Below are 5226 nucleotides of genomic sequence, written 5' to 3'. Positions count from 1 at the left end.
TTCAAAAACTTCTGAAAATAATCACTTGACAGCAAATGAGGCTGCTGTAGAATGCGCGCCTCGGTTGAGACGAAAGCTCTTAACCAACCGCTCTTTAACAACTGAATCAAGCAATTCGTGTGGGTGCTTGTGGAGTCAGACTGATAGTCAACAAGATTATCAGCATCACAAGTTACTCCGCGAGAAATCAAAGATGTAACCAACGATTGCTGAGCCAAGTTTAGGGTTTCTTAAAAACCCAAAGATGTTTGAACTGAAGAGTTTGATCATGGCTCAGATTGAACGCTGGCGGCAGGCCTAACACATGCAAGTCGAGCGGTAGAGAGAAGCTTGCTTCTCTTGAGAGCGGCGGACGGGTGAGTAATGCCTAGGAATCTGCCTGGTAGTGGGGGATAACGTCCGGAAACGGACGCTAATACCGCATACGTCCTACGGGAGAAAGCAGGGGACCTTCGGGCCTTGCGCTATCAGATGAGCCTAGGTCGGATTAGCTAGTTGGTGAGGTAATGGCTCACCAAGGCGACGATCCGTAACTGGTCTGAGAGGATGATCAGTCACACTGGAACTGAGACACGGTCCAGACTCCTACGGGAGGCAGCAGTGGGGAATATTGGACAATGGGCGAAAGCCTGATCCAGCCATGCCGCGTGTGTGAAGAAGGTCTTCGGATTGTAAAGCACTTTAAGTTGGGAGGAAGGGCAGTTGCCTAATACGTAACTGTTTTGACGTTACCGACAGAATAAGCACCGGCTAACTCTGTGCCAGCAGCCGCGGTAATACAGAGGGTGCAAGCGTTAATCGGAATTACTGGGCGTAAAGCGCGCGTAGGTGGTTTGTTAAGTTGGATGTGAAATCCCCGGGCTCAACCTGGGAACTGCATTCAAAACTGACTGACTAGAGTATGGTAGAGGGTGGTGGAATTTCCTGTGTAGCGGTGAAATGCGTAGATATAGGAAGGAACACCAGTGGCGAAGGCGACCACCTGGACTGATACTGACACTGAGGTGCGAAAGCGTGGGGAGCAAACAGGATTAGATACCCTGGTAGTCCACGCCGTAAACGATGTCAACTAGCCGTTGGAAGCCTTGAGCTTTTAGTGGCGCAGCTAACGCATTAAGTTGACCGCCTGGGGAGTACGGCCGCAAGGTTAAAACTCAAATGAATTGACGGGGGCCCGCACAAGCGGTGGAGCATGTGGTTTAATTCGAAGCAACGCGAAGAACCTTACCAGGCCTTGACATCCAATGAACTTTCCAGAGATGGATTGGTGCCTTCGGGAACATTGAGACAGGTGCTGCATGGCTGTCGTCAGCTCGTGTCGTGAGATGTTGGGTTAAGTCCCGTAACGAGCGCAACCCTTGTCCTTAGTTACCAGCACGTTATGGTGGGCACTCTAAGGAGACTGCCGGTGACAAACCGGAGGAAGGTGGGGATGACGTCAAGTCATCATGGCCCTTACGGCCTGGGCTACACACGTGCTACAATGGTCGGTACAGAGGGTTGCCAAGCCGCGAGGTGGAGCTAATCCCATAAAACCGATCGTAGTCCGGATCGCAGTCTGCAACTCGACTGCGTGAAGTCGGAATCGCTAGTAATCGCGAATCAGAATGTCGCGGTGAATACGTTCCCGGGCCTTGTACACACCGCCCGTCACACCATGGGAGTGGGTTGCACCAGAAGTAGCTAGTCTAACCTTCGGGAGGACGGTTACCACGGTGTGATTCATGACTGGGGTGAAGTCGTAACAAGGTAGCCGTAGGGGAACCTGCGGCTGGATCACCTCCTTAATCGACGACATCAGCTGCTCCATAAGTTCCCACACGAATTGCTTGATTCATTGAAGAAGACGATAAGAAGCAGCCCGAAATTGGGTCTGTAGCTCAGTTGGTTAGAGCGCACCCCTGATAAGGGTGAGGTCGGCAGTTCGAATCTGCCCAGACCCACCAATTTTGTGTGGGAAACGCCTGTAGAAATACGGGGCCATAGCTCAGCTGGGAGAGCGCCTGCCTTGCACGCAGGAGGTCAGCGGTTCGATCCCGCTTGGCTCCACCACTACTGCTTCTGAAAGTTTTAAAGCTTAGAAATGAGCATTCCATCAGGTTGATGGTGAATGTTGATTTCTAGTCTTTGATTAGATCGTTCTTTAAAAATTTGGGTATGTGATAGAAAGATAGACTGAACGTTACTTTCACTGGTAACGGATCAGGCTAAGGTAAAATTTGTGAGTTCTCTTAGTTGAGAAATTCGAATTTTCGGCGAATGTCGTCTTCACAGTATAACCAGATTGCTTGGGGTTATATGGTCAAGTGAAGAAGCGCATACGGTGGATGCCTTGGCAGTCAGAGGCGATGAAAGACGTGGTAGCCTGCGAAAAGCTTCGGGGAGTCGGCAAACAGACTTTGATCCGGAGATGTCTGAATGGGGGAACCCAGCCATCATAAGATGGTTATCTTGTACTGAATACATAGGTGCAAGAAGCGAACCAGGGGAACTGAAACATCTAAGTACCCTGAGGAAAAGAAATCAACCGAGATTCCCTTAGTAGTGGCGAGCGAACGGGGACTAGCCCTTAAGTGGCTTTGAGATTAGCGGAACGCTCTGGAAAGTGCGGCCATAGTGGGTGATAGCCCTGTACGCGAAAATCTCTTAGTCATGAAATCGAGTAGGACGGAGCACGAGAAACTTTGTCTGAATATGGGGGGACCATCCTCCAAGGCTAAATACTACTGACTGACCGATAGTGAACTAGTACCGTGAGGGAAAGGCGAAAAGAACCCCGGAGAGGGGAGTGAAATAGATCCTGAAACCGTATGCGTACAAGCAGTGGGAGCAGACTTTGTTCTGTGACTGCGTACCTTTTGTATAATGGGTCAGCGACTTATTTTCAGTGGCGAGCTTAACCGAATAGGGGAGGCGTAGCGAAAGCGAGTCTTAATAGGGCGTCTAGTCGCTGGGAATAGACCCGAAACCGGGCGATCTATCCATGGGCAGGTTGAAGGTTGGGTAACACTAACTGGAGGACCGAACCGACTACCGTTGAAAAGTTAGCGGATGACCTGTGGATCGGAGTGAAAGGCTAATCAAGCTCGGAGATAGCTGGTTCTCCTCGAAAGCTATTTAGGTAGCGCCTCATGTATCACTGTAGGGGGTAGAGCACTGTTTCGGCTAGGGGGTCATCCCGACTTACCAAACCGATGCAAACTCCGAATACCTACAAGTGCCGAGCATGGGAGACACACGGCGGGTGCTAACGTCCGTCGTGAAAAGGGAAACAACCCAGACCGTCAGCTAAGGTCCCAAAGTTATGGTTAAGTGGGAAACGATGTGGGAAGGCTTAGACAGCTAGGAGGTTGGCTTAGAAGCAGCCACCCTTTAAAGAAAGCGTAATAGCTCACTAGTCGAGTCGGCCTGCGCGGAAGATGTAACGGGGCTCAAACCATACACCGAAGCTACGGGTATCACGTAAGTGATGCGGTAGAGGAGCGTTCTGTAAGCCTGTGAAGGTGAGTTGAGAAGCTTGCTGGAGGTATCAGAAGTGCGAATGCTGACATGAGTAACGACAATGGGTGTGAAAAACACCCACGCCGAAAGACCAAGGTTTCCTGCGCAACGTTAATCGACGCAGGGTTAGTCGGTCCCTAAGGCGAGGCTGAAAAGCGTAGTCGATGGAAAACAGGTTAATATTCCTGTACTTCTGGTTATTGCGATGGAGGGACGGAGAAGGCTAGGCCAGCTTGGCGTTGGTTGTCCAAGTTTAAGGTGGTAGGCTGAGATCTTAGGTAAATCCGGGATCTTAAGGCCGAGAGCTGATGACGAGCTAACTTTTAGTTAGCGAAGTGGTTGATGCCATGCTTCCAAGAAAAGCTTCTAAGCTTCAGGTAACCAGGAACCGTACCCCAAACCGACACAGGTGGTTGGGTAGAGAATACCAAGGCGCTTGAGAGAACTCGGGTGAAGGAACTAGGCAAAATGGCACCGTAACTTCGGGAGAAGGTGCGCCGGTGAGGGTGAAGGACTTGCTCCGTAAGCCCATGCCGGTCGAAGATACCAGGCCGCTGCGACTGTTTATTAAAAACACAGCACTCTGCAAACACGAAAGTGGACGTATAGGGTGTGACGCCTGCCCGGTGCCGGAAGGTTAATTGATGGGGTTAGCTAACGCGAAGCTCTTGATCGAAGCCCCGGTAAACGGCGGCCGTAACTATAACGGTCCTAAGGTAGCGAAATTCCTTGTCGGGTAAGTTCCGACCTGCACGAATGGCGTAACGATGGCGGCGCTGTCTCCACCCGAGACTCAGTGAAATTGAAATCGCTGTGAAGATGCAGTGTATCCGCGGCTAGACGGAAAGACCCCGTGAACCTTTACTATAGCTTTGCACTGGACTTTGAATTTGCTTGTGTAGGATAGGTGGGAGGCTTTGAAGCGTGGACGCCAGTCTGCGTGGAGCCATCCTTGAAATACCACCCTGGCAACTTTGAGGTTCTAACTCAGGTCCGTTATCCGGATCGAGGACAGTGTATGGTGGGTAGTTTGACTGGGGCGGTCTCCTCCTAAAGAGTAACGGAGGAGTACGAAGGTGCGCTCAGACCGGTCGGAAATCGGTCGTAGAGTATAAAGGCAAAAGCGCGCTTGACTGCGAGACAGACACGTCGAGCAGGTACGAAAGTAGGTCTTAGTGATCCGGTGGTTCTGTATGGAAGGGCCATCGCTCAACGGATAAAAGGTACTCCGGGGATAACAGGCTGATACCGCCCAAGAGTTCATATCGACGGCGGTGTTTGGCACCTCGATGTCGGCTCATCACATCCTGGGGCTGAAGCCGGTCCCAAGGGTATGGCTGTTCGCCATTTAAAGTGGTACGCGAGCTGGGTTTAGAACGTCGTGAGACAGTTCGGTCCCTATCTGCCGTGGACGTTTGAGATTTGAGAGGGGCTGCTCCTAGTACGAGAGGACCGGAGTGGACGAACCTCTGGTGTTCCGGTTGTCACGCCAGTGGCATTGCCGGGTAGCTATGTTCGGAATAGATAACCGCTGAAAGCATCTAAGCGGGAAACTAGCCTCAAGATGAGATCTCACTGGAACCTTGAGTTCCCTGAAGGGCCGTCGAAGACTACGACGTTGATAGGTTGGGTGTGTAAGCGCTGTGAGGCGTTGAGCTAACCAATACTAATTGCCCGTGAGGCTTGACCATATAACACCCAAGCAATTTGCTGACCTGAAAAGGC

Annotated in this window: 2 tRNA genes and 2 rRNA genes; all 4 read left to right on the top strand. The window is 51.2% G+C overall.

Annotation, left to right across the window (positions count from 1 at the left end):
* Positions 1-250: 250 nt before the first annotated feature.
* Positions 251-1787: ribosomal RNA gene (locus tag M2394_RS30370) — 16S ribosomal RNA — on the top strand.
* An 82-nt stretch (positions 1788-1869) separates the two neighbouring features.
* A tRNA-Ile gene (locus tag M2394_RS30365) sits at positions 1870-1946 on the top strand.
* A 30-nt stretch (positions 1947-1976) separates the two neighbouring features.
* Positions 1977-2052 (top strand) — tRNA-Ala (locus tag M2394_RS30360).
* Positions 2053-2300: 248 nt separating this feature from the next.
* Positions 2301-5192 (top strand): 23S ribosomal RNA (locus tag M2394_RS30355).
* Together the 16S and 23S rRNA genes with 2 tRNA genes alongside form the textbook arrangement of a ribosomal RNA operon.
* Positions 5193-5226: the final 34 nt, after the last annotated feature.

The sequence above is a fragment of the Pseudomonas sp. BIGb0164 genome, assembly GCF_024810135.1.
Lineage (GTDB): Bacteria > Pseudomonadota > Gammaproteobacteria > Pseudomonadales > Pseudomonadaceae > Aquipseudomonas.
This window is presented reverse-complemented; position numbering and strand designations above follow the sequence as displayed.